Origin of the sequence: Phocaeicola fibrisolvens (genome assembly GCF_025567125.1) — a bacterium.
Classification (GTDB): Bacteria; Bacteroidota; Bacteroidia; order Bacteroidales; family Bacteroidaceae; genus Phocaeicola; species Phocaeicola fibrisolvens.
In genome coordinates this window covers 35,547-59,209 of record NZ_JAOQJI010000012.1, presented here as the reverse complement: position 1 = coordinate 59,209, position 23,663 = coordinate 35,547, and the positions used below count along the sequence as shown (strand labels likewise).

Here is a 23,663-nt window from a genome sequence, read left to right as displayed (position 1 = left end):
CCATGGAAGAGGTAGAAAAGAAAGAAAATACCGGCGAATACCTGAAAGGAATCGTATTGAACCTTCCGGAAGGACCGGGCATATACCAGTACTTGAACAAGGAGGGAGTCATCATCTATGTGGGAAAGGCCAAGAACCTGAAGCGGCGTGTGTACTCTTATTTCTCCAAAGACCACCAATCGGCCAAGACACGGATGCTGGTGTCGAAGATTGCAGATATCCGCTACATTGTGGTCAATACGGAGGAGGATGCCCTGTTGCTGGAGAACAACCTTATCAAGAAATACAAGCCACGTTACAACGTCTTGCTGAAAGATGACAAGACCTACCCTTCCATCTGCGTCAGCAACGAGTATTTTCCGCGTATCTACAAGACCCGGAAAATCATTCGCGACGGGTCTACCTACTACGGCCCTTACAGTCATATTCCTTCGATGATGGCGATTCTGGAGCTAATCAAGAAACTATATCCGCTGCGCACCTGCCACCTCGCCCTGACGCCCGAAAATATCGCACAGAGAAAATTCAAGGTGTGTCTGGAATACCATATCAAGAACTGCCTGGGACCTTGCATCGGACAGCAATCGCACGAAGCATACATGCAGCACATCGCACAGGCAAAAGAGTTGTTGAAAGGAAACACACAGGCTGTGAGCAATGCCCTGATGGAAGAGATGAAACGGTTGGCTGGAGAGATGCGTTTCGAAGAAGCACAGAAGGTCAAGGAACAATACATGCTCATCGAAAGCTATCGCGCCAAGAGCGAGGTGGTCAGTGCCACCCTGCACCAAATCGATGTCTTTTCGATTGAAACGGACGAAAATACGGCTTACATCAATTACCTGCACATCACCAACGGATGCATCAACCAAGCCTTCACCTTCGAATACAAGCTGCGGATGAACGAAAGCAAGGAAGAATTACTTTCTCTCGGCATCGTGGAAATGAGGGAACGATACAAAAGCACATCCAAGGAAATCATTGTTCCCTTTGAACTGGACATGGAAATGAACGGAGTGACGTTCACCGTACCTCAAAGAGGCGAAAAGAAACACCTGCTCGACCTCTCGCTGATGAACGTCAAACAGTATAAAGTGGACCGGTTGAAACAAGCGGAAAAGCTCAATCCGGAGCAACGAAGCGTACGGTTGATGAAAGAAATCCAGGCACAGCTTCACCTGGAGAAAATGCCCAACCACATCGAATGTTTCGACAATTCCAATATCCAAGGCTCAGATGCCGTAGCTGCCTGCGTGGTGTTCAAACAAGCCAAGCCCAGCAAAAAAGACTATCGCAAATACCTCATCAAAACGGTAGTGGGTCCCGACGATTATGCATCCATGCAGGAGGTGGTACGCCGCCGCTATTCCCGTATTCTGGAAGAACAGGGTGAACTGCCCGACCTGATACTGACCGACGGTGGAAAGGGACAAATGGAAGTGGTACGCGAAGTCGTGGAAGACGAATTGCACCTGCAGATTCCCATCGTTGGACTGGCCAAGAACAACCGCCACCGGACGTCGGAGATTCTGTATGGATTCCCTCCTCAAACTCTCGGCATCAAGCAAGGTACTCCCCTTTTCCATCTTCTGGAGAATATACAAGACGAAGTGCACCGCTTTGCCATCACTTTCCATCGGGAAAAAAGAAGCAAGAGTCAGATTGCCTCGGCCCTCGACACCATCAAAGGCATCGGGGAAAAACGGAAGACAGCTCTGCTGAAAAAGTTCAAGAGCGTGACCCGTATCCGTCAGGCAAGTCTGGAAGAAATTGCAGAGGTCATCGGAGAAAGCGCGGCGAAAAGCGTCAAGGAATCCCTGTCGGATTCCAAATAATTTTCTTACTTTTGTAAAAACAAGAAGAGAAACATGAGAGTAGTGATACAACGTGTGACACGTGCTTCCGTCACCATTGACGGGACATGCAAATCAGCCATCAAGGAAGGCTTCATGGTACTGGTCGGTATTGAAGAAGCCGACACCCAAGAAGATGCCGACTGGCTTTGCAAAAAGATTGTCAACCTCCGCGTATTTGACGATGAAAACGGAGTAATGAACAAATCCATTCTGGATGTACAAGGAGAAATTCTGGTCATCAGCCAGTTCACTTTAATGGCTTCTACCAAGAAAGGAAATCGCCCTTCTTATATCCGAGCAGCGGGGCATGAAACTGCCATTCCCCTCTATAATTATTTCTGCAACGAACTGAGCATTGCCCTCGGAAAGGAGGTAGGAACCGGTGAATTCGGAGCCGACATGAAAGTGGAACTGATTAACAACGGACCGGTAACCATCTGCATGGATACCAAAAACAAGGAATAACTATGACACTGGAAGAAGCACAGAAAACGGTAGATACGTGGATCAAGACGTATGGAGTGAGATACTTCAGTGAACTGACCAACATGGCCGTGCTCACTGAGGAAGTGGGAGAACTGGCACGCATCATGGCACGGACGTATGGCGACCAGTCGTTCAAAGCGGGAGAAAAAACCGACCTAGGCGATGAAATGGCGGATGTGCTCTGGGTACTGCTCTGCCTGGCCAATCAAACAGGCGTAGACCTGACAGAAGCCTTTCGTAAGAACCTGGAGAAAAAGACAAACCGTGACAAGGACAGACATAAAAACAACCCTAAACTATAAAGAGTATGGAACATTATCGCGAACATGGGGGCGGATATACCCCCGAGGATGAAAGAGAAAATCCGAACCAGACCAGCAAGTATGACGAAGCCTTGCGCAAGTATAATACGGAGCTGAATGACGATGAAATCGCAGCAAAAACGGCGAAACTCATCGAAAAACATCTGGAAGAGAACAACACCCTGGAGGTAAAGAAATTCCTTTTCAACTGCATCGACCTGACGACACTGAAATGTACAGACAGCGAACCGAGCGTCATGAAGTTTACCGAAAAGGTAAATGAGTTTGTAGATCGTTATCCGGACCTGAAAAACGTGGCCGCCATCTGCGTCTACCCCAACATGGCCGAAATTGTCAACGATACTTTGGAAGCAGACGATGTCAAGATTGCTTGTGTATCGGGAGGATTCCCTTCCTCACAAACTTTCATTGAAGTGAAAGTGGCCGAAACAGCCATGGCACTCCATGCCGGAGCCGATGAAATCGATATCGTCATTTCTGTAGGGAAATTCCTGACTGGAGATTACGAAGGAATGTGCGATGAAATCGAGGAACTGAAAGAAGTATGCGGCGATAAGCACTTGAAAGTAATTCTAGAAACAGGTGCCTTGAAAACTGCTTCTAACATTAAGAAAGCTTCCATTCTTTCCATGTACTGCGGAGCAGATTTCATCAAGACTTCTACCGGAAAAGAAAGCCCTGCCGCTACTCCGGAAGCAGCATACGTAATGTGCCAGGCCATCAAGGAATATTTCCTGGAAACAGGACGAAAAGTAGGCTTCAAGCCAGCAGGCGGCATCAATTCCGTTCACGATGCGCTGGTATATTATACCATCGTCAAGGAACTGCTGGGCGAAGAATGGCTGACTAACGAACGCTTCCGTCTGGGCACTAGCCGCATGGCCAACCTCCTGCTTTCAGAAATTGTAGGCAGTGAGACCAAGTTCTTCTAATCAGAAGAAAGAAATGAAATAAAAAGCCCCTTTCCATCGTGGAAAACCACAAACGAAAGGGGCTTTTCTTTATCTATAAAACGAATTACTTGTTCCGTTCAATCACGTAATCAATGTAAGCAGTCAGCGCATTCCTAATCGCTTCGTCGGTAGAAGCGGGCAAAAGTGCCAATGCCTTCTCACGGAACTCATACATTTTCTGAGTGGCATACTCAATGCCTCCTTCCCTTTTCACCGTTTCTACAAACTGGGCTATCTCTTCTTTCGAAGCATTCAAGGCCCGTATCCGTAAAGCCAGTTCATTCAAAGAGGTATCGTGCAATTTATTCAATACATACAAAGCCGGCAGTGTAAGTTTCCCTTCCAGCATATCATTTCCCGTGGGCTTCCCTAATTCTGCATTCTCAAAATAATCGAAGATATCGTCTTTTATTTGGAAAGCTATTCCAATCATTTCACCAAAAAGTGCCGCTTTCATCGCTTCTTTTGGAGAAGCATTCACGGATACCGCCCCACTTTGCGCACTAATCTTGAACAAGGCTGCTGTTTTCTTTCGTATGATGTCAAAATAAGTATCTTCTGCAAAATCTTCCTTTCCGGTATTGCCCAACTGAAGAATCTCCCCTTCAGAAAGTTCCTGCCCCAAGCAAGCCACCAATTCTACTAACTCCACCTTACCGGTATGCGCAGCATGTTTCAAACTTGTAGCCAGCATGTAATCACCCACCAACACCGATACCTTATTATTATAAATGGCATTCACAGAAGACTGCCCACGACGTTCGTTACTTTCATCCACTACATCGTCGTGAATCAGACTAGCTGTATGAAGTAACTCCAATGATAAGGCTGCATGAAAAGTAGAATCGCTTAATGTACCGAACAACTTAGCCATCAGCATCACCAGTATAGGGCGCATCATCTTCCCACTCCGCTTCTTGACGTAAGACAGCACCTCTCCCAATAAAGGATCTGTACTGGTCAAAGAGTCTTCAAAAAGCCCTCTGAATTCCTCCAATTCTTTTGCTACAGGCTGCTTTATTAAATCAATTTTATTCATGTACATTTATTTAAGCCCACAAAAGTAATAATAAAAGACTGAATACCGTATTTTTTTGTACATTTACATGAAAAATCTTAATATTTTTACACGAATGGAGAAACTATTTCTACTAGACGCTTATGCACTGATTTATCGTGCCTACTACGCCTTCATCAAGAATCCCCGCATCAACTCAAAAGGTCTTAACACTTCCGCTATCCTGGGGTTTGTCAATACGCTGGAAGAAGTGCTGAGAAAAGAGAATCCGACCCACATCGGCATTGCTTTCGACCCGTCGGGACCTACGTTTCGCCATGAGGCTTACCAAGCATACAAGGCTCAACGAGAAGAAACCCCCGAGGCCATCCGGCAATCCGTCCCTATCATAAAAGACATCATCCGGGCCTATCGCATCCCTATCCTGGAAGTGGCTGGCTATGAAGCTGACGACGTCATCGGCACACTTGCCACCGAAGCTGGGAAAAGAGGAATTACCACCTATATGATGACCCCCGACAAGGATTACGGCCAACTTGTAGGGGAACATGTGTTCATGTATCGTCCGAAGTACGGCGACAAGGATTTCGAAATAATGGGCGTCAACGAGGTCAAAGCCAAGTTCGATATCCAGTCTCCTCTTCAGGTCATCGACATGCTGGGCCTGATGGGCGATACAGCCGACAACATTCCGGGCTGTCCCGGAGTGGGAGAAAAAACCGCACAAAAACTGATTGCCCAGTTCGGAAGTATCGAAAACCTGCTCACCCATACAGATGAACTGAAAGGAGCCATCAAAAAGAAAGTAGAAGAAAACAAGGAACAGATTATGTTCTCCAAATTTCTGGCTACCATCAAAACTGATGTACCTGTCCAGCTTGACATGGATGCACTGAAAAAAGAGGAGCCCGACGAAGAAGAACTTCGCCGTCTGTTCGAAATGTTGGAGTTCCGTACTCTAATCGACCGTGTCATCAAAACGGAAAAAAAGGCCCCCTCCTCACCCACTGCTCAACCCGATCTCTTTGGCTTATTTGCGCAGGAAGATACAGGCGACGCCAAAAATTCAAATCTCACGAGGTTAGAATCTCTTCCATACGACTATCAACTTATTGATAATCAAGAAAAAATGGAGGAATTAGCTCAAAATTTGACAAATCAGATTTTTTTCAGTCTAGACACGGAAACCACAGGAACAGACCCTATCACAGCAGAATTGGTGGGAATGAGCTTCAGTATACACGAAAATCAGGCATTTTATGTACCTGTACCCGCGAACCGTGAGGAAGCTTTAAAAATTGTAAATATATTTAAACCGGCCTTTGAAAATCCCAATTCGCTCAAAATTGGCCAGAATATCAAGTACGATTTAATTATGCTGGCCAATTACGGAGTGACACTAAAAGGAAAAATGTTCGACACCATGATTGCACACTACGTACTTCAACCCGAACTGCGTCATGGAATGGATTATCTGGCAGAAGTCTATCTGAAATATGAAACAATCAAAATTGAAGAACTGATTGGACCGAAAGGCAAAAAACAGGGCAACATGCGCGACCTCGCACCGGAAGCCGTTTACAAATATGCCTGCGAAGATGCCGACGTAACTCTCAAGTTAAAACACATACTAGAAAAAGAACTTGAGAAGAACGATGTAAAGAAATTATTCGAAGAAATTGAAATGCCATTGGTTCCAGTGCTGGCCTACATGGAAAGAAACGGAGTGCGTATCGACACAGAAGCACTGAAGGAAACTTCACGTCATTTCACCACACGCATGAATCAGATAGAAGAAGAGGTACATCAACTGGCCGGCATGGAGTTCAACATTGCGTCTCCCAAACAAGTAGGTGAAGTGTTGTTCGACCGATTAAAAATCGTGGAAAAAGCCAAGAAAACAAAAACAGGGCAATACGTCACCTCGGAAGAAGTGCTGGAAAGCCTGAGAGGAAAGCACGAAATCGTAGCCAAGATACTGGAACATCGCGGTCTGAAGAAACTACTGGGAACCTACATCGATGCCCTTCCCCTACTGATCAATCCAGCCACCGGACGCATTCACACCTCTTTCAATCAAACGGTCACTGCTACCGGGCGACTGAGTTCAAGCAACCCCAACTTGCAGAATATCCCTATCCGCAATGAAGACGGAAAGGAAATCCGGAAAGCCTTCATTCCAGACGACGGATGCGAATTCTTCTCGGCCGATTATTCACAGATTGAACTGCGTATCATGGCACACTTAAGCGGAGACCCTCACATGATAGAGGCTTTCCAGAAAGGTCAGGACATTCATGCAGCCACCGCAGCTAAAATATATAAGGTGAAACTGGAAGACGTCACACGAGAACAAAGAAGCAAAGCCAAAACAGCCAACTTTGGAATCATTTATGGCATTTCGGTTTTCGGACTGGCCGAACGACTGAATGTCGACCGGAAAGAAGCCAAAGAACTCATCGACGGCTATTTCGAAAATTACCCGGATGTAAAGGCTTATATGGATAAAAGCATCCAGCTTGCACGGGAACAAGGATACATTGAAACCATCTTCAAGCGCAAACGTTATCTGCCCGACATCAACTCCAAAAATGCAGTCGTCAGAGGCTATGCCGAACGAAATGCAATCAATGCCCCTATTCAAGGAAGCGCAGCCGATATCATTAAAGTAGCCATGATACGAATATACCAACGATTCCAGGAAGAAGGAATTCAATCCAAGATGATTCTTCAGGTACATGATGAATTAAACTTCAGCGTCTTGCCGGAAGAAAAAGAAAAAGTACAGCAAATTGTGATATCTGAAATGGAAGCTGCTTACAAAATGAAAGCTCCATTGCGTGCAGACTATGGTTGGGGTCAAAATTGGCTGGAAGCACATTAATCATTCTATATTGTTAACAAATGCTTAATTGGTGACATTTTGCTAATTTCTTGCATTTTTTTGCGAGAAAGAATACAACATATCAAAGCTTTTACTACATTTGCACCGTCAAAAGAAACAAAAAGTAAGTAAAACCTTAAAATAAAAAAGATATGAAAAAGATGGATTTAGCAAAGTGTGTAATTGTTCTGGTTATAACTTTTATTGCGAACTTGTCGACTTATGCGGCAAAAATGAACAACAACTTGATTTACAATGCAGAAGAAGTTAACGGAATGAAAGTTGCTGAAACTGTCTATAAGAAAGACGGCAACATGTTAACCAACTACATGAAGTATAACTACAAGTACAATGCCAATAACCAGATGACAGAAAACATGTCACAGAAATGGAATGCAAACAACAACTGCTGGGAAAACGATTTGTGTATCCGTTATACTTACGACAACAAGAGTGTAACTACAGAATACTACAAATGGAATTCCAAGAAGAATGATTTCATTCTGATTCCTGAAATGACAGTAACAATGGACAAATGATTAAATAAAGAAAATTCATAAACTCTCTTATTAAAGAAGAGGCACTTCGTGAGGAGCGCCTCTTTTTTATGTCCTCTACTTCCTCACACTTAAACTTGAAAATTGCGTTTTCGTTTGTCTCTGCCCTTACCTTTCACTATCTTTGCAGAAAATTAGAGGATTATCTGTAGAAATAGATTAAAAACAAACGATAAATTATGGCATTACAATGTGGTATCGTCGGTTTGCCGAACGTCGGAAAATCGACACTCTTCAACTGCCTGTCCAACGCGAAAGCGCAGGCAGCCAATTTCCCATTCTGTACTATTGAACCGAACGTAGGAGTCATTACCGTACCCGATGAGCGGCTCAACAAACTGGCTGAACTGGTAGATCCGGACCGCATCGTTCCTACCACGGTAGAAATTGTGGATATCGCCGGACTGGTGAAAGGGGCCAGCAAGGGAGAAGGACTGGGCAACAAGTTCCTGGCCAACATCCGTGAGACGGATGCCATCCTGCACGTGTTGCGCTGCTTTGACGACGAAAACGTAACGCACGTGGACGGCAATGTGAATCCTGTACGTGACAAGGAGATTATCGACACAGAGCTTCAGCTGAAAGACCTGGAAACCATTGAAAGCCGTATCCAGAAGGTGCAGAAACAGGCACAGACCGGAGGCGACAAGGTGGCCAAACAAACCTACGAAGTATTGGTGCGCTACCGCGATGCCCTGCTGCAAGGAAAATCAGCCCGTACCGTACAGTTTGAATCAAAGGACGAGCAGAAAATCGCACACGACCTCTTTCTGCTGACTTCCAAACCAGTGCTGTATGTCTGCAACGTGGACGAAGGTAGTGCGGTAAGCGGCAACAAATATGTAGAGCAGGTTCGCGAAGCGGTCAAGGACGAAGGGGCTGAAATCCTGATTGTGGCTGCCAAAACGGAAGCGGATATCGCCGAACTGGAAACCTACGAAGACCGCCAGATGTTCCTGCAGGAAATCGGGCTGGAAGAATCGGGCGTGAGCCGACTGATACGGGCCGCCTACAAGCTGCTGAACTTGGAGACTTACTTCACGGCCGGAAAGATGGAAGTCCGCGCATGGACCTTCCACAAAGGATGGAAAGCTCCGCAGTGTGCAGGTGTCATCCACACCGACTTTGAAAAAGGCTTCATCCGCGCCGAGGTCATCAAGTATGACGACTTCATCCACTACGGTTCAGAAGCAGCCGTACGCGAAGCCGGAAAACTCAATGTGGAAGGTAAGGATTACATCGTGGAAGACGGTGATATCATGCACTTCCGCTTCAATGTATAAAACTCATCCCATCAGCACGGAGCATCGACCGCTTCCGTGCTTTTTTTATCCCTCTAAATTGATTACACCATGAACTATCTCATCATTGGAACAGGCGGTGTAGGAGGATGCATCGCCGGATTTCTTGCCTTGGCAGGCAAGGAGGTCACTTGTATCGCCCGTGGAAAGCACCTGGAGGCCATCTGCCGTCAGGGATTGCATTTGAAATCGGATTTGAAAGGCGAACATTTTCTCCCCGTGAAAGCCTGTACCGCCGAAGAATTTCAGGGGAAAGCCGACGTGATTTTTGTCTGCGTGAAAGGCTACTCCATCGACTCCATTCAGGAAGTGCTGGAACGGGCTGCCACTCCCGACACACTGGTCATTCCTATCCTCAATGTCTACGGTACCGGCCCCCGCATCGGACGCCTCGTACCGTCGGTAAAAGTACTCGACGGCTGTATCTACATTGTGGGATTCGTGTCGGGTGAAGGAGAAATCAGCCAGATGGGAAGCATCTTCCGCCTGGTATTCGGAGCCCGTCCGGAACAACATGTTGCCCCCGAACGGCTGGAAGCCATTGCCGAAGAGCTCCGTGCATGTGGCATCAAAGTCGATGTGTCGGACGATATCAACCGCGATACCTTCATCAAATGGTCGTTCATCTCCGCCATGGCCTGCACGGGGGCTTATCACGATGTGCCGATGGGAGAAGTGCAGCACGAAGGCGAAGTGCGTGACACCTTCATCGGCCTGTCGCGTGAAAGCGCACAGATAGGCGAAAAGCTGAGTATCCGCTACCCCAGCGACCCGGTTGCCTACAACCTGATGGTCATCGACAAGCTCGACCCGCACAGCACGGCTTCCATGCAGAAGGACATCGCCCGCGGTCATGAATCGGAAATTCAGGGACTGCTCTTCGACATGATTGACTTGGGAAAACAATTACACATCGAGATGCCTACCTACCGGAAAGTGGCACAAAAATTCAAACCCGCATGAAACATCTGATTGACATTGACACCTGGGAGCGGAAGGACAATTACCTCTTCTTCCGCGACTTCCATAACTCTTGGATTGCCCTCACCAGCGAAGTGGATTGTACGGAGGCTTACGCCGAAGCCAAGGCCAAAGGGCATTCCTTTTTCCTGTATTACCTGTATGCCATCCTCCGTGCCGCCAACGAAATCAAGGAATTCCGCTACCGATGGGACAAAGACGGACAGGTGGTCTACCATGACACAGTAGACATCACCACTCCGATTGCCGTCCCCGGAAAGACCTTCTATACCGTACGCATTCCCTGGAAAAGCGATTTCAAGGCCTTCTACGAAGAAGCACGGCGCATCATCACTTCCATTCCGGACGATGGAGACCCGTACGGTACCGACAAGGAAATTGCCGCACAGGGCGATTTCGACGTCATCCTGCTCAGTGCGACCCCCAAACTGTATTTCACATCCATTTCCTACACACAGTATGCCTCCGGCCATCCGTTGGATTATCCGCTGATGAATGCCGGAAAGGCCGTCAAACGGGAAGGACGGCTGGTGATGCCCATCGCTCTGACAGTGAGTCATGCATTCGTAGACGGAGCCCACATCTCCCTGTTTTTTGAAAAGGTAGCACAATACCTGAAAGAAAGATAAGAAAACGCAGGCACATTTTCCTGACAAGGCCTCGTTCTTTTTTACGTTTTCCGATGCGGAACCGTATGTTTTCCTTACACGAAACGTACGTTTTCGCACCGAGAAACGTATGTTTTCTGACTGGGAAACCTAAAACAGGCAAGCCCACTTTTTCATGAATGCCGTCACGTTTTTGAATTCCCGCTTTTTTTCGTTTAATTTGCCCTCAAAGAAGCTGTCATGAAAAAAAAAATTATCATACTCCTGTTTGCCGCCGTTTTTTTCCGTGCCTGCATTGCCATCTGCGGCATCGCCTTCCGCTGCAGCCGGACACAGATTCACACGGCCATCAACAAGGCTTTACGGGAAGCCGAACGCTTGCATTATGAGGACCGTCTAAATACTTTTCAGACAGACAACAGACTATACGTAGACCCTGCGCTCAAGGCCTATCTCCTCGCTCCCGTATCCAATCGGAAAATCAAGAGTTATACCCTCCAGACCCTGGAGAAAAAAACAACTTACGTGTTTCAGGACAGCCTTCCGGAAGCCACTGCCCGGAAATTGCTGAATGAATACCTGCTGGACGATATTCTGCCAGCCGATGCCGAGCAAATCAACCAACTGTTCCAGGCACAGCTCGCCCAAAGACACATCAGCGGAATGGCCGGAGTGTTTTATATCCACACGCAGGCCCGTACCCAAACACGGGCAGGTATCCTGCCGACAGCCTCAGCTTATCGAACACCCGTCTATCAGCTCGACCTGACGCACAATCTCCAGTTGCAGGGGTGGGCAGACTACGACCTCCTTACGATGTTGCGTTATGTCCCTGTGGCTTATTATGGTACCTTTTTCCTGGTGCTGTTCGCCGGAGGCGTATTGCTTTACCTACGCTATAAAAAACGGCAGAAAAAGCCTGCAAAAGGCCTCTACATCGACCTGACGCATCAGGTCCTCCTCATCGACGGCATACAATGTGCCATCTCCCGTCTGGATTTACAGATTCTCCATCAGTTGTGGAAGAAAAATGGAGAATGTGTCGACCGGAAGGACATCCAAGCTACCTGCTGGCCGCATGATGCCCAAGCCGACGAAAAACTGGAGACTCATATACAAATAATCCGGAAAGTCCTGCAAGACTTCCCGGATTATCGGATTGTTACCGTCAAAGGACGGGGATATTATTTGAAATGCATGTCTGCTGCGGATTCTACTCCGCGTCCGGATTCAGATTAGGATTGGCATCCACCTCCGACTGAGGAATTGGTACGGCTAAACGTGAATCATCTGGTTGAATGGTCTGTGAATCGGAAGTTTTCAAGGGATCCAGGTGCCATCCGCCTGTCCGTACAATCGGTAGCTTGTTGCGAGTATAATCGTACACGGCCAAGCCCTCACCTACCAGTTCCTTTCTCCTTTCTTTCAGGATACGTTCCAAGGTAAAATCACTGAGAGAATTTACTTTCATGGCTGCATTCGTGGTACGGTTGGTAATGACGTCGTTCAAATATTCCATTCCTTTGGCCGCTTCACTGCCTCCTATTTTCAAACCTGCTTCTGCGGCATTCAGGTAAATCTCCGACAGACGTACGATACACAAGTTATTGTCGCGAGGGTCTCCCGACTTACCCGGGAACTTGGTCAGGTATACTGTTCTGTTGCGTGCGCCCTCCGGAAGTCCGGTGTTGTTGGGAATAACGGAAGCTGCCATCACACAATGACGCACATCGTCCGGGTCCTCATCCATCAGGTTCAGAAAATCCTCTGTCAGAATCAGGTTATTCCAGTCCACCTGACTTTCATTGGCATACACCATCGGTGCTCCTTCACCTCCGGAACCACCGGAAGGTTCCGTCAAAGAGAAATAGAACTCAAACAACGACTCGCTGGTGTATTCCTGTCCCCACACCGTAGGGTATTCTTCCTTGGTGTACAACTGATACAGACTTTTACTGTTCTCAATGACATCTGTAGCCGCTTTGTACGCATTCGGATAATCCAGCTTGTTCAGGTAAACCCGGGAAAGGATTCCCTGTACGGCCCAATAGTTCAGGCAGCCATCCTTCTTCTCTTTGGTCAATCCGCTCAGCGCGTCAGTCAAGTCTTTTATAATCTGTGTATAGCACTCGGCCACCGTATTGCGTGCAGGCCGGGAAGTCGGATCGGTCGGAGTCGTCACGATAGGCACTCCCAAAGACTGTCCATTGTCATAAGCATAAGGCATGGCAAATACCCGAACCAAATCGTATAAGGCCAAACCTCTCATGGCCAGTGCCTGCGCCTTGATTTCATTCAAGGCCTGCTCATCGGCAGTTACCACCTTCCCCTCCTCGATGGCCTCCAACAAGTTATTGGCCTGACGAATCACCTTGTACACCTGATTCCAAGGCAGAGTGGAATTAAAGTTATCGGTCGCCTTGACAGTATACTCATAATAAGGCGATACACGTCCTCCATCTCCTTTGCTCATACGCGCTTGTACGTCTACCGCACGGCAGTCACCAAAATAAAAGAAGTTGTCTCCATAATAGCTATGTGCGGAAGCCAGACGGTAAATGCCGTTCAAAGCCGTCTGTGCGTTATCCAGCGTGGTAAAAGCCTGGTCGGTAGTCACAGAAGTGGACGGATTCAGGTCCAGCCAACTGTCCGAACAAGAGCTACATGCCAGTGAAGCGGCAAGAAAATATAGATAAAGATGTTTCATGACTAATTTACTTTTTAAAATGTGATTTGTATGCCGAAATTAAATGTCCGCATAGGAGGTGCTTCACAGAACACTTCTCCGTTGACCGGTGTTTCCGGATCATACTGTTTCCATTTGGCCCAAGTCAGCAAATTACTGCCTGAGAAATAGATACGGGCCTTGTCTATCATCGCCTTGTGTGTCCACGCGGAAGGAAGGGTAAAGCCAAGTGTCAGGTTCTTCAAGCGCAAGTGATTGGTACTATGAATGTAACGTGAAGAATTCTGAGGCCCAGCTGCTTCTCCGTAGACAAAGCGTGGCACGTCGGTCACGTCTCCCGGTTCCTGCCAGCGGTCGAGGGCATACACCGGAAGATTGTACTTCGAGGTATATATTTTATCCGTTCCGTTCTCAATATAAGTTCCGGTTTTATCAAACGAGTATCCACCTAACGAATAAGTCAGTGTGAAACTCAAATCCAACCATTTGTAGTTCAACATATTCGTCAAACCTCCTGACACTTTCGGATTGACCGACTTGTAGGGAATGGCCTGTGCTTCGCCCGGATCTTCCGTCAGACTGCGGTCCACAACTACCGACCCGTCTTCCTGCGGTATTTCCTGATTCCGATAATACATAGCCTTTCCGTTTTCCGGATTCACTCCTGCATACTCTTTCACATAGAAACTGTAATACGGCAGTCCCACTTTGTGAATGAACCAAGTACCTTCTATCGACTGGTCCAACTGTCCGTTGAGTGATACAATCTTATTCTTATTGTGGCTCAGGTTCAACACTGTCGTCCAGTTAAAATTATCGTTGGCAATGTTGATGGTACGGAGTTCCAGTTCCACACCCTTGTTGTTCAACTGTCCGATATTGCTCAAGTAATTCGTGAATCCGGTAGTCGCACTGATAGGAAGGCTGTACAGCAAATCTTTCGTATCACGGTTATAATACTCTACCGTCAGGAAAATACGGTTGATAAACGACAAATCCAATCCTACGTTCAGGTTATAGTTCTTTTCCCATCCCAGATTAGAATTAGGAATGGAAGATTCATACGACCCGGAGCCTCCCATATAACTCTGTCCAAAGGCATACAATCCCATATAGCCATACAGCGAGTTCGGCTGGTTACCATTTACACCGTAAGAAGCACGGACCTTCAAATCGCTCAGAATATGTTTGATGGGCTGCATAAACGCCTCGTTGGTGACATGCCACATACCGGATACCGACCAGAAGTTTCCCCAACGGTTGTCGGGAGACAGACGAGAGCTACCGTCACGACGGAAACTGCCTGCCACGTAATAGCGGTCGTCATAATCATAATTCAAACGAGAGATGTACGACAACATACGGTAATCCTGTGTAGAAGATACGAAACTGTTCAGTACGGCCGCATTATCCGGTTCCGTAAGTCCAGAATACAAAGGAATTTTAGAACGTTCTCCTGAGGCCTTATCCGTCTGGTAACTCTCCAATTCATACGCAGCCAGCACATCCAGATGATGTTTCTGTGCAAACGTCTTAACATAATTCACGGAAGTAGAAGAAATCAACTTTCCGTATTCAATGAATCCTTTGGAAGACTGTGCATCCGACCCACTCTTTGGTCCGGCCGAACTCAGAGGATTATAATAGCGGGAGTCTTTCTGAATGGTATAGTCGTAACTCAGTGTTTCCTTTATCTTCAAACCCTTTATCGGCTCTACAGCCGCATATCCGGTAGAAAACATACGGGTCATCCGGGTACGATTGTAATCGGTCAGGATATCACGAAGCGGATTCAACTGCGTGCCGTCGTAAGCCCCTACATAATTACCTGCCTCATCGCGTACCAGCATAGAAGGCGTCATGGTCATCGCCACACACAAATACGGATTGATGGAAGATCCACGTTCCTCGTTCATCTCCTGGTTCATCTGTGTGAACATCATATTGGCACCTACCTCGCCGTAACGTCCCACTTTCTGCGTCATGTTCAGACGAGCCGAATAACGGTCCAAGCTGGAGTTTTTGGCCAAGCCCTCCTGACTGTTGTAGCCCAAGGAAGCATAAAAAGTCGTTTTCTCGTTTCCTCCTGACACAGAAGCTTCGTAATCCTGCTGGATGGCTGTACGGAGCAATTCTTTCCGCCAGTTGGTATATCCCATGGAAGGCACAGAGGCATATTTGTCAATTTCCCCATTGGCATATCCAGCAAGGTCGGCCATCTGTTCATCCATTGCATAGTTCAATAAGCCTTCGTACAACAATTCCCGGCGCTGATCGCCATTCAACGTAGGCCGGAAATTGACTGCCGCATTAGAGAAACCACCCGACATGTTGAAAGAAACCTGTGCTTTTCCCGCCTTTCCTTTCTTCGTGGTAATCAAAATCACCCCATTGGCTGCCCGCGAACCATACAAAGAAGCGGCTGCCGCATCCTTGATAATCGTAATATTTTCGATATCTGCCGGGTTCAGCGTACTCATGATGTTGGTTTTGGAGTTGTTCATATAGGCTGCATCGGCCCCTCCTGCACTCAAGCTACCGGAAGTGACCGGCACCCCATCAATAACAAACAACGGTTCCTGAGAAGCATTAAAAGAACCCATACCACGGATACGGATACTCTGGTTGGCTCCCGGCTGTCCGGAACTGCTGCTAATCGAAACTCCAGTCGTCATTCCCTGCAGTTTCTGCTCCACACTCATTACCGGAATATCCTTCATCATATCCCCTCTCAACGTATTGGCAGAACCCGTGAAAGAAGAGCGGGTAAAGTTTCCGTAACCTGTCACCACCACTTCGTCCAGGTTCATGGTTTCAGGCTGAAGCACGATATTCAAACGTTCCTTTTTGGGAACCTTTATCAGCTGAGTTTTCATACCCAAATAGGCCACTACCAAAATTTTATCATTGGGTCCCACTTCCAGCCTGTATTTTCCTTCGATATCCGTCACCACTCCATGGGCTTCATTCCCTTGTACAGATATGGTGGCTCCGATAAGTGGTTCGTGATCTTCCGCAGAAGTTATCACCCCACTAAGAATACGCTGTTGTGCAAAAGCTTGCTGAAACGCCACACACAACAACAATAAAACTAAAAATCTGATTTTTTGCATTTGACGCTCATTGTTTATTGTTATAAAAAGCCGTAAACAAAATATACGCCAAAATGCCTTTATTTAATCCTAATTTTATAAGACTTTAATAATAAACGAATTAAGATATTATCTTACGAAAAAAGGTCGTGGAAAGACTACACACCTGTAGAAAAAGTCCACAACCTTCATTATACAGTTACTCCCGGTTCAGGTATTCACACAAATGCTGTACGGCTCTTGCCCGATGGCTGATTTTATTCTTTTCTTCTGCTCCCATCTCGGCAAAGGTCTCGGTATAGCCTTCGGGCATGAACACCGGATCGTACCCAAAGCCTGAGGCTCCCCGTTTCTCCCGGATGATTTCACCTCTCACGATTCCTTCAAACAGGTGCGACTGTCCGCCTTCTATCAGGCAGATGGCCGTACGGAACTGTGCCTTCCGGTTGTCTTTTCCTTCCAGTTCGGTCAGCAACTTCTTCATGTTGGCCTCCGAATCGTGTCCTTCACCGCCCGCATAGCGTGCCGAATACACACCGGGTGCTCCGTTCAACGCCTCTACTTCCAGACCCGTATCGTCTGCAAAGCAATCCAGACCGTAGTGCTGATAAATATACTCCGCCTTGAGTGCCGCATTTCCCTCCAAGGTGTCTGCCGTTTCAGGAATATCTGCCTCGCAATGGATGTCCTTCAAACTCAAGATATCTACTTTCTCACCCAATATGGCACATATTTCATCCAGCTTATGGGCATTGTTCGTGGCAAAAACCAACTTCTTTTTCATCATGCAGTTGTTCTAAATAATCACATTTACAGGTACAAAGATACATATCGTCGGCCGACAATTCAAATGCTCCTTTCAAAAATTGCATAAAAAAGGTCCGACTCCCCATACGGGAAGCCAGACCTTTATCGTTATAAAAGAACTGTAGGTTTAGTTCAATACGATTTCATCCACAAACAGATAACCCGGGTTGCCTTTTCCTCCATGCCATGCCGGAATATTCTTTTCAGACAAAGCAGTCACTTTCACATAGCGGGCCTTTACCGGTGTAAACTTCAGCGTATGCGTATAAATCTGGTTGGCATCCTTCTCGGTCATGGCCGGGTAAGTTTCCGAAGCCACTTTCTTGAAGGTCTTGTTGTCATCAGACACCTCCACCGTAATACCTCTGGCATCGAAAATCCAGTCGCCTTTTTCCACACAAGTACGCAGGGTCATGGAACTGATTTCCGTAGCTTCCTTCAAATCGATGACGGCTTCCATATCGTTCTTGTAGAACGCAATCCAGCGGCCGGTCTTGTAGTTCCGGTTACCGGTCATACCGTCTACCAACGTCACCGCTCCCTTGAACTCATAGGGCTTGTTGATGGGCTGCAGCATCGTAATCGGTTTTGCAGTAGACTTGCTGAACGAGATGCTGTCGAGCGTCACACAGGAATTGCCTTCCGGACGCACGGCCATCATGCGCAATACACAAGCTGCATCAATACTCAATTTACCTTCAAACTTGGTAGAAGAAGCCGTCGGTTCGGTTCCGTCGAGTGTATAGTATATCGGAGCCTCATCAATCGTAGCGGCACTGACATCCAGTTTACCGGTTTCCGGATTCGGCACAATATTCACGTCCACATCAAAGATATGAGTCGCATAGTTCCATCCCTTCAGCTGATAAATCTTGGTCAAACGAGCCGTACGTTTCAGGAATCCCTGATAATCTTTCTTCTTTTCAGGAGCACTCCACTGGGTTTCGCAAAGGGCTGCCATACGCGGCAATACCATGTACTGAGCCTGTGCAAGTGTAGGAATGTATTCAGTCCACAGATTGGCTTGCACACCCGTGATGTATTTCTGTTCTTCCGGAGAAAGCGCAGCAGGCATCGGTTCGTAGCTGTACACTCTTTCAATCGGCAGATAACCACCGATGGCCAGCGGTTCATTGTCGGTATCCTTTGCCTGATAATAGTCGAAATACAGGTAAGTATTCGGCGTCATGATGACATTGTGTTGCTGACGGGCTGCTTCAATGCCTCCCGCTTCACCTCTCCAAGACATGACTGTGGCATTCGGAGCCAGTCCACCTTCCAGGATTTCATCCCATCCAATCATGTTCCGTCCATGCTCGGTGAGGAACTTCTCCGCTTCATGAATCACATAGCTCTGCAAATATTCTTCCTTTGAATGCTTGCTGTCGCCCTTGATACCCAAAGCCTTGATACGGGCCTGACACTTCGGACAAGTCTCCCACTTCACTTTCGGGCATTCGTCGCCACCTACATGAATATATTTAGAAGGGAAGATGTCGATAATCTCAGCCAACACATCCTTGATAAACTGGATGGTCTTGTCGTTTCCGGCACAAAGCACATTGTCGGAGATACCCCACATACGCCATACTTCATACGGACCACCTGTACATCCCAGTTCCGGATAAGCTGCCAAAGCTGCCTGCATGTGTCCCGGCATGTCGATTTCCGGTATTACCGTAATGTAACGTTCTGCTGCGTATGCCACAATTTCCTTGGCCTGTTCCTGGGTATAGAAACCGCCGTAAGGTTTTCCGTCGTATTCGCCCGAGTTGCGTCCGATAACCGTTTCACTACGCTTGGAACCGATTTCGGTCAGCTTCGGATATTTCTTGATTTCAATACGCCATCCCTGGTCTTCTGAAAGGTGCCAGTGGAAGCGGTTGATGTTATGCAACGCCAGCATGTCGATGTACGTCTTAATCTCATCCACGGTAAACATGTGACGGCCTACGTCGAGCATCATTCCACGATAACTGAAGCGCGGACTGTCGTTGATTTCTACGGCGGGCAATTCAATGGCGCCCCCTCCTTCGTGCACAGACACAGACTTACGCAAAGTCTGGATGCCATAGAACACACCGGCTTCCGAAGGAGCAGTAATCACCACCTTCTTGCCGTCTACGGTCAGCTGATAAGCTTCCGGAGAATTGGCTTCCAACCCCAGTTTCAGCACAATACCCTCCTCTTTATCACCTTCTTGTGTTTTCAGTGTAATGCCCGTCTGTTCCTTGATGAAAGTAGCCAGGAATTCGGCATTCTTCTTCATCTTTTCATTTCCGGCAGTATAGTAAATCGTTTCTCCACTTTTCAGCAGAAACGAGCCTTGTGATGCCGCCGTGATTTCCAATGGCATCGGCACAATCTGATAGTCTGCCACAGCGGTCGGACTATCCGTACACGAGGTCGCCAGCATTCCTGCGAATGCCAACCCCAAGCAATTCATTTTTGAAAATGGTCTCATGTTGATAATATAAAGGTTAATAATTAGAATTTGCAATGTCACTCAGCTGATGTATTTCCACCGTAAAATCTTCCACGGGACTTCCATCGGCTGAAGTTACCGTCACTTTCTTGGTCACTCCCGGCAACAGGTCAAAGAAATTATCTGAAAAACGTACTCCTTGCACCGGTATTTCTATAAATACATCACGGGCCAGTTGGCTGGACTTCAACGTCAGTTCGCAAGTTCCATCCTTCAGGACTTTCTTACAAGAAATCTTGGCTTGTGGCAGATGCTGATACTTAGGATATACCGGATAATACACTTCGTCCGAAAGCACTTTCCGGCTTTGTTTTCCCTTTAATGTCATGCGCAAGTAGGAAGCCGTCGTATCACAGGCTGCAAAAGCCTTCTGCCAGTCTTCCTCATAAAAGACTTCCGAAGCATTGACCGGCAACATTCCCTCTACCTGTTGCCGACGATGTATCTTTCCCTGGAAGTCAGTCCATTCCAGTTGCAAGGTCACTTTTTCTGCCTTCAGGCAATCGGACAACACGTACACGCGCAATTTTTCGCCTTCCCGAATGGCATTCACCAACACAGGAGCAAAAGCTCGTCGGGTCTGGTACTGCATGGCTTTCCAGTTACCGTAATAGTCGATAGCCGACCAGGAAACCACCGGCCAGCTATCATTCAACTGCCAAGGCAAACTCCCCATACAATACGGGCGATTCCGCCGATGCGCTTCCATGCCATGACGCATACCCTGCCCTTGCAAGACAAGTCCCATATACACCAAGTCCTCAAACTTCTCCGGTACCGGATAATAGAGGGCCATCGTCTTTTTTATCAAGGCATTCCCGATGGTACTCTTCTGATGTGCGTTCATCACCGGCGATTCCAGCTCATAGTCTTCCGGAGAAGCAAACGTACGGATGGTCTTCATTTCCGGGAAGGCCTGAAACCCATATTCGCTCATAAACCGGGGAATTTCCGCATCCAGGCTCTCGAAAGGTTTCTGGCCATACCAAGTGCCCCAGTTGTGGCTGTCGGCTATCTTCCAGCTTTCCGGTCTTCCCCAGTTGGCTTCATAGGGAGAACCCTCCAGATAGAATCGTCCCGGGTCCAGCTCTTTCACCTTTGCCGGAAGAAGGTGGCGGAAAAGCACATCGTATCCCTCCAGCATCTGCTGATAGACTTCCGGTGTATATTTTTCTTTCCAGCCCCAATAACGCAAGCCTTCATAAATCTCATTGTTGCCACACCACATAGCCAATGAGGCATGATTCCGCAACCGTTTGATATTGTATTCGGCTTCTTCCGATACCCGATGCAGGAAAGCCGAATCGTGCGGATACGTGGTACAAGCAAACATAAAATCCTGCCAGATGAGGATTCCCCGCTTATCGGCCTCTTCAAAGAAGGCATCATCTTCATAAATGCCTCCTCCCCACACACGTATCATATTCATGTGAGAGATTTGTGCATCTTCCAACAAACGCGCATAACGGGCACGAGTCACCCGCGGAAGCAAGGCATCGGAAGGAATCAGGTTGGTACCTTTGGCAAACATCGGAACGCCGTTCACCTCAAAATAGAAACTCATTCCTTCTTTGTCCTTCTCTTGTACCACACGTACCTGCCGGAACCCTATCTGATGACTTTTCTGCGAAACCTGTTGTCCGTCGACCCACACCGACGCTTCAAACTCATACAACGCAGGCTCTCCCCAGCCGTTGGGCATCCAAAGATGCGGGGATTCTACCGACAAAGGAAGCGATACGTTATTCTGTCCTGGCTGTAGCTCTACCTTCTTTTCAACGCTTTTATCTGTTTCTCCAGGATAGCGGTAAGTGACGCGGACCAAAGCCTGCTGCCTGTCATTGCCTATATTATTTATCTCTATCTGATTGTCTACCTCTGCACGGACTGCACTGACCGAGGTCTGATGCACAAAATAATCCTCTACCACCGCCTTATTGACAAACTCCAGATACACAGGACGCCAGATTCCGCAAGTCACCATACGGATTCCCCAATCCCAGCCATAAGAATAGGGAGCTTTACGGGTAAACACACTTAACTTCTGTGGGAAATGGTCGTTGTCTGCCGGATAATCGAATCCGTTACTTTCCCATTGGGGCATCGCCTCCCAAATGGGTGAACGGAAACGTATCACCAGTTTGTTTTCACCCTTTTTCAATACGGATTTGACAGGAACCCGATAACCGACAAACATATTGTCTGCCTTCAGCAACAACGCACCGTTTAAAAAAACGTCCGCATAAGTATCCAATCCTTCAAATACCAGAAACGTACCTTCTGCACTCATCTCTTCCTCACTCACCACAAACGACGTCCGATACAGCCAGTCTTCTTTTTCCACCCACTGTATTTTCTCCTCATTCATGCCATAAAAAGGATCGGGCAATTTGTCATGAGCCAGCAAATCCTGATGAACCGTACCCGGGACTTCGGCAGACAACCATTCGTGACTGCCGTACATTGAAAACTCCCAGCCCGTATGCAACTGACGAATCTGAGATAAATTTTTCCCCTCTACATGATTTCCGAAAGCAGCGATAAAAAACGACATTGCCATCAGAATAAGTTTGAATATTTTTTTCACGCTATAGATTTAAGTATCACATTCTTTAAAGTACAAAATAAAAAAAGTTTTCCCGATAAAACAAATTTAACGGGAAAACCTACTTTTATTTTAATTATCTTAGGGAAATGTTTATTTTACTTTAAGTTTATCGAAGCCTTCCCCATAGACTCCTACCACATTACTTTGTGACACAAACGCATTCGGGTCGATATCTTTTACCAGACGGAAAATATCGAGCGACTCTCTCTTTTTAGCCAAAACGACTACTACCTTAATTTCCTGCTTACTATACCATCCTTTCCCATCTAATAAAGTAACTCCCCGATCAATTTTAGTAGCAATACCTTCCGCTATTTCTTCATACTTGCGGGAAAATATCAGGAACTGTACAGACTGGCGTGTGCTGTTGATGACATAATCAATCACGATGCTCATGATAAACAAGACACAGAAGCCGAACAAAACCCTGCGCCAGTCGTGAAAGATAAAGTAGCACGAAGAAATGATGACAATATCACAATACATCATCATCCGTCCCAAAGTAACGTCCTTATACTTGTTAATAATCCATGCAATGATATCCGTACCTCCCGTACTTCCGTTGTTACAGAAGACAATACCGATACCGAAGCCCAGCAGACCAGCTCCTATCACACAAGCCATGAAGTCTTGTCCAGGTCCCAACAGCTGCGGCAGGTTCCCGTTTTCATCCTTCAGAATCATCTGGAAAAACCAGAGCAGGAAGGTCAGCATAAAGATGGCAAAAATGGTCTTGATACTGAATTTCGGCCCCAATATTTTCAAGGCAAACCCCAGAAAAACCGCATTGATTACAAAATAAGAAACCTGGATTTCAATGCCCGTCGCATAATAAATAATGGCAGCGATACCCGTCACTCCTCCTGTCGTAATCTGATACGGAAGCATGAAGGCCGCCCAGCCAATAGAATAACAAATCAGGCCAAAGGTTATGGCCAGATAGTCCCTTGACTCTCTCCCTAATTTCTTCTTCAATAATGTTTCCATACACAAATAAAAATCATCCGGGACAGAACGG

At 47.0% G+C, this 23,663-nt stretch carries 17 protein-coding genes; 10 read left to right on the top strand and 7 right to left on the bottom strand.

The window, feature by feature from the left end:
- Positions 1 to 2: 2 nt before the first annotated feature.
- From uvrC to deoC, 4 genes are read left to right on the top strand one after another with little or no spacing between them, the layout of a single operon-like run.
- Positions 3 to 1,835 (top strand): excinuclease ABC subunit UvrC, encoded by a 1,833-nt coding sequence (uvrC, locus tag OCV81_RS07290; protein ID WP_148329456.1) that lies wholly within the window; start codon positions 3 to 5, stop codon positions 1,833 to 1,835.
- 33 nt (positions 1,836 to 1,868) lie between these two features.
- Positions 1,869 to 2,321, top strand: a complete 453-nt coding sequence (gene dtd, locus OCV81_RS07285; RefSeq protein WP_022353850.1) for a D-aminoacyl-tRNA deacylase — start codon at positions 1,869 to 1,871, stop codon at positions 2,319 to 2,321.
- A 2-nt stretch (positions 2,322 to 2,323) separates the two neighbouring features.
- Positions 2,324 to 2,644, top strand: coding sequence for a nucleotide pyrophosphohydrolase (locus OCV81_RS07280; RefSeq protein WP_022353851.1), 321 nt, complete (start codon positions 2,324 to 2,326; stop codon positions 2,642 to 2,644).
- A 5-nt stretch (positions 2,645 to 2,649) separates the two neighbouring features.
- Complete coding sequence (deoC, locus tag OCV81_RS07275) at positions 2,650 to 3,597, top strand: deoxyribose-phosphate aldolase (RefSeq protein WP_148329455.1); 948 nt, start codon at positions 2,650 to 2,652, stop codon at positions 3,595 to 3,597.
- Between the two features lie 85 nt (positions 3,598 to 3,682).
- On the opposite strand, the gene OCV81_RS07270 is transcribed toward deoC, so the two are convergent.
- A complete protein-coding gene (locus OCV81_RS07270; protein ID WP_148329454.1) occupies positions 3,683 to 4,657 on the bottom strand; it encodes a polyprenyl synthetase family protein in 975 nt (324 codons plus the stop codon).
- 94 nt (positions 4,658 to 4,751) lie between these two features.
- Between OCV81_RS07270 and polA the strand changes: the two genes are divergently transcribed.
- The 6 genes from polA to OCV81_RS07240 all read left to right on the top strand — a co-directional run bounded on the left by polA (position 4,752) and on the right by OCV81_RS07240 (position 12,206).
- Positions 4,752 to 7,520 carry a DNA polymerase I gene (gene polA / locus OCV81_RS07265; RefSeq protein ID WP_148329453.1) on the top strand — a complete coding sequence of 923 codons (2,769 nt, stop codon included), beginning with the start codon at positions 4,752 to 4,754 and terminating at the stop codon, positions 7,518 to 7,520.
- Positions 7,521 to 7,672: 152 nt separating this feature from the next.
- The gene (locus tag OCV81_RS07260) at positions 7,673 to 8,059 is read left to right on the top strand and encodes a DUF3836 domain-containing protein (protein WP_148329452.1); all 387 of its coding nucleotides are present in this window, start codon (positions 7,673 to 7,675) and stop codon (positions 8,057 to 8,059) included.
- A gap of 197 nt (positions 8,060 to 8,256) precedes the next feature.
- Positions 8,257 to 9,360, top strand: a complete 1,104-nt coding sequence (gene ychF, locus OCV81_RS07255) for a redox-regulated ATPase YchF (protein ID WP_148329451.1) — start codon at positions 8,257 to 8,259, stop codon at positions 9,358 to 9,360.
- Between the two features lie 69 nt (positions 9,361 to 9,429).
- Complete coding sequence (locus tag OCV81_RS07250; protein WP_148329450.1) at positions 9,430 to 10,341, top strand: ketopantoate reductase family protein; 912 nt, start codon at positions 9,430 to 9,432, stop codon at positions 10,339 to 10,341.
- Positions 10,338 to 10,988, top strand: a complete 651-nt coding sequence (locus OCV81_RS07245; RefSeq protein WP_148329449.1) for a chloramphenicol acetyltransferase — start codon at positions 10,338 to 10,340, stop codon at positions 10,986 to 10,988. The genes OCV81_RS07250 and OCV81_RS07245 overlap by 4 nt, the downstream gene beginning before the upstream one ends.
- Positions 10,989 to 11,207: 219 nt before the next feature.
- Positions 11,208 to 12,206: a winged helix-turn-helix domain-containing protein gene (locus OCV81_RS07240; protein ID WP_148329448.1), complete on the top strand. Its 999-nt coding sequence runs from the start codon at positions 11,208 to 11,210 to the stop codon at positions 12,204 to 12,206.
- Here the strand turns inward: OCV81_RS07240 and OCV81_RS07235 are convergent.
- From OCV81_RS07235 to OCV81_RS07210, 6 genes are all read right to left on the bottom strand, one after another.
- Positions 12,181 to 13,674: a RagB/SusD family nutrient uptake outer membrane protein gene (locus OCV81_RS07235; protein ID WP_148329447.1), complete on the bottom strand. Its 1,494-nt coding sequence runs from the start codon at positions 13,672 to 13,674 to the stop codon at positions 12,181 to 12,183. The two genes, OCV81_RS07240 and OCV81_RS07235, sit on opposite strands and share 26 nt — an antisense overlap.
- 14 nt (positions 13,675 to 13,688) lie before the next feature.
- Positions 13,689 to 16,766, bottom strand: coding sequence for a SusC/RagA family TonB-linked outer membrane protein (locus OCV81_RS07230; RefSeq protein WP_148329446.1), 3,078 nt, complete (start codon positions 16,764 to 16,766; stop codon positions 13,689 to 13,691).
- Between the two features lie 178 nt (positions 16,767 to 16,944).
- The gene (locus OCV81_RS07225; protein WP_148329445.1) at positions 16,945 to 17,529 is read right to left on the bottom strand and encodes a non-canonical purine NTP diphosphatase; all 585 of its coding nucleotides are present in this window, start codon (positions 17,527 to 17,529) and stop codon (positions 16,945 to 16,947) included.
- Between the two features lie 150 nt (positions 17,530 to 17,679).
- A complete protein-coding gene (locus OCV81_RS07220; protein WP_148329444.1) occupies positions 17,680 to 20,016 on the bottom strand; it encodes a glycoside hydrolase family 20 protein in 2,337 nt (778 codons plus the stop codon).
- Between the two features lie 16 nt (positions 20,017 to 20,032).
- On the bottom strand, positions 20,033 to 22,597 hold the full coding sequence (locus OCV81_RS07215) for a beta-mannosidase (RefSeq protein ID WP_148329484.1): 2,565 nt from the start codon (positions 22,595 to 22,597) through the stop codon (positions 20,033 to 20,035).
- Between the two features lie 138 nt (positions 22,598 to 22,735).
- Positions 22,736 to 23,632: a YitT family protein gene (locus OCV81_RS07210; RefSeq protein WP_022353865.1), complete on the bottom strand. Its 897-nt coding sequence runs from the start codon at positions 23,630 to 23,632 to the stop codon at positions 22,736 to 22,738.
- Positions 23,633 to 23,663: the final 31 nt, after the last annotated feature.

What these genes read in the sequence shown, in the direction of transcription:
- OCV81_RS07215 (WP_148329484.1), bottom strand. Translation starts at nt 22,597, where the DNA reads ATGGCAATGTCGTTTTTTATCGCTGCTTTCGGAAATCATGTAGAGGGG.
- OCV81_RS07250 (WP_148329450.1), top strand. Translation starts at nt 9,430, where the DNA reads ATGAACTATCTCATCATTGGAACAGGCGGTGTAGGAGGATGCATCGCC.
- OCV81_RS07220 (WP_148329444.1), bottom strand. Translation starts at nt 20,016, where the DNA reads ATGAGACCATTTTCAAAAATGAATTGCTTGGGGTTGGCATTCGCAGGA.
- OCV81_RS07230 (WP_148329446.1), bottom strand. Translation starts at nt 16,766, where the DNA reads ATGCAAAAAATCAGATTTTTAGTTTTATTGTTGTTGTGTGTGGCGTTT.
- OCV81_RS07245 (WP_148329449.1), top strand. Translation starts at nt 10,338, where the DNA reads ATGAAACATCTGATTGACATTGACACCTGGGAGCGGAAGGACAATTAC.
- ychF (WP_148329451.1), top strand. Translation starts at nt 8,257, where the DNA reads ATGGCATTACAATGTGGTATCGTCGGTTTGCCGAACGTCGGAAAATCG.
- deoC (WP_148329455.1), top strand. Translation starts at nt 2,650, where the DNA reads ATGGAACATTATCGCGAACATGGGGGCGGATATACCCCCGAGGATGAA.
- OCV81_RS07225 (WP_148329445.1), bottom strand. Translation starts at nt 17,529, where the DNA reads ATGAAAAAGAAGTTGGTTTTTGCCACGAACAATGCCCATAAGCTGGAT.
- OCV81_RS07270 (WP_148329454.1), bottom strand. Translation starts at nt 4,657, where the DNA reads ATGAATAAAATTGATTTAATAAAGCAGCCTGTAGCAAAAGAATTGGAG.
- OCV81_RS07235 (WP_148329447.1), bottom strand. Translation starts at nt 13,674, where the DNA reads ATGAAACATCTTTATCTATATTTTCTTGCCGCTTCACTGGCATGTAGC.
- OCV81_RS07260 (WP_148329452.1), top strand. Translation starts at nt 7,673, where the DNA reads ATGAAAAAGATGGATTTAGCAAAGTGTGTAATTGTTCTGGTTATAACT.
- dtd (WP_022353850.1), top strand. Translation starts at nt 1,869, where the DNA reads ATGAGAGTAGTGATACAACGTGTGACACGTGCTTCCGTCACCATTGAC.
- uvrC (WP_148329456.1), top strand. Translation starts at nt 3, where the DNA reads ATGGAAGAGGTAGAAAAGAAAGAAAATACCGGCGAATACCTGAAAGGA.
- OCV81_RS07240 (WP_148329448.1), top strand. Translation starts at nt 11,208, where the DNA reads ATGAAAAAAAAAATTATCATACTCCTGTTTGCCGCCGTTTTTTTCCGT.
- OCV81_RS07280 (WP_022353851.1), top strand. Translation starts at nt 2,324, where the DNA reads ATGACACTGGAAGAAGCACAGAAAACGGTAGATACGTGGATCAAGACG.
- polA (WP_148329453.1), top strand. Translation starts at nt 4,752, where the DNA reads ATGGAGAAACTATTTCTACTAGACGCTTATGCACTGATTTATCGTGCC.
- OCV81_RS07210 (WP_022353865.1), bottom strand. Translation starts at nt 23,632, where the DNA reads ATGGAAACATTATTGAAGAAGAAATTAGGGAGAGAGTCAAGGGACTAT.